This is a genomic window from Gammaproteobacteria bacterium, assembly GCA_035279405.1.
Lineage (GTDB): Bacteria > Pseudomonadota > Gammaproteobacteria > Natronospirales > REEB76 > REEB76.
The window spans coordinates 1-1,204 of the sequence record DATEHU010000038.1 but is presented as its reverse complement, the minus strand read 5'-3'; the positions used below and the strand labels follow the sequence as shown (position 1 = coordinate 1,204).

At 64.3% G+C, this 1,204-nt stretch carries 1 protein-coding gene; it reads left to right on the top strand.

What is annotated here, in order from left to right:
• Positions 1–20: 20 nt before the first annotated feature.
• Positions 21–1,204: ISNCY family transposase (locus VJR90_09140; GenBank protein ID HKV97639.1), on the top strand; the 1,184-nt coding region annotated here is incomplete at its 3' end.

Here is a 1,204-nt window from a genome sequence, read left to right as displayed (position 1 = left end):
TGGGGATCTCGGATCGCAGCATGCGGCGTTGGAGACAGCGCTACCAGAAGCACGGTTACGACGGACGGTTCGACCGGCGGCGTGGCCGGCCCAGTCCCAAGCGGGTGGAGCTGGAGAAGGCTGAGGAAGTGTTGCAGCTCTACCGGGAGAAATACTTCGACCTGAACGTGCGGCACTTTCACGAGAAGCTGCGGGAGGTGCATGGAATCGGGCTGAGCTACACCTGGGTGAAGCTGGCGTTGCAAGGAGCAGGGCTGGTGAAGAAGGGACGCAAGCGGGGCGTGCATCGCAAGCGCCGGCCGCGGCGGCCGCTGCCCGGGATGCTGCTGCACTTGGACGGGAGCAAGCACCCGTGGTTTCAGGACCAGCGCTGGTATGACTTGATTGAAGTGGTGGATGACGCCACCAGCGAGACCTATTACGCGCAGTTGGTGGAGGAAGAATCGACCCGCACGGTGATGGCGGCGCTGAAGGAAGTGATCGAGCGGAAGGGGCGTTTCTGCGCGCTCTACAGCGACCGGGGGAGCCATTTCTTCGAGACGCCGAAGGCGGGCGGGCCGGTCGATCCCCACCGTCTCACGCAGGTGGGACGGGCGCTGCACGAACTGGGCATTCAGATGATTCCGGCCTACTCGCCGCAAGCACGGGGACGGAGCGAGCGTCGCTTCGGCACCTGGCAAGGGCGCTGGCCGCAGGAACTGCGCCTGGCCGGGATCGGCACGGTGGAGGAAGCCAACCGCTTTTTGCGGGAGACCTCGATACCGGAGATGAACCGGAAGTTCAGCGTACCCGCGACGGAGAAAGGGCACGCCTTTGTGCCGGTCCAGGGCCAGGATCTGGATCGCATCTTCTCGGTGCAGCAGGAGCGGGTAGTGGCCAAGGACAACACCGTGCAATGGGGAGAGCGGGTGTGGCAGATCGAGCGCACGACGTGGCGGGGAACGCTCGCCGGCTGCCGGGTGACGATCTGCGAGCATCTGGACGAGCGGGTGACGATTGTCTACGGACCGCACGTCGTCGGGCGCTTCAGCGCTACGGGCGAGCCGCTGGAGAGTTCGAAAAAGGCGCGGGCGCCACGCTGTGGAAATGACGCGCCGAGGAAAGCCTGGAAAACTCCAAAAACCAAAGCGAGTTTCCCACGCTTCCCTCCGCGCTTGGAAATCCGGCGAAAAGCACAAACGCCGGATTCCCACATTCCCACAGC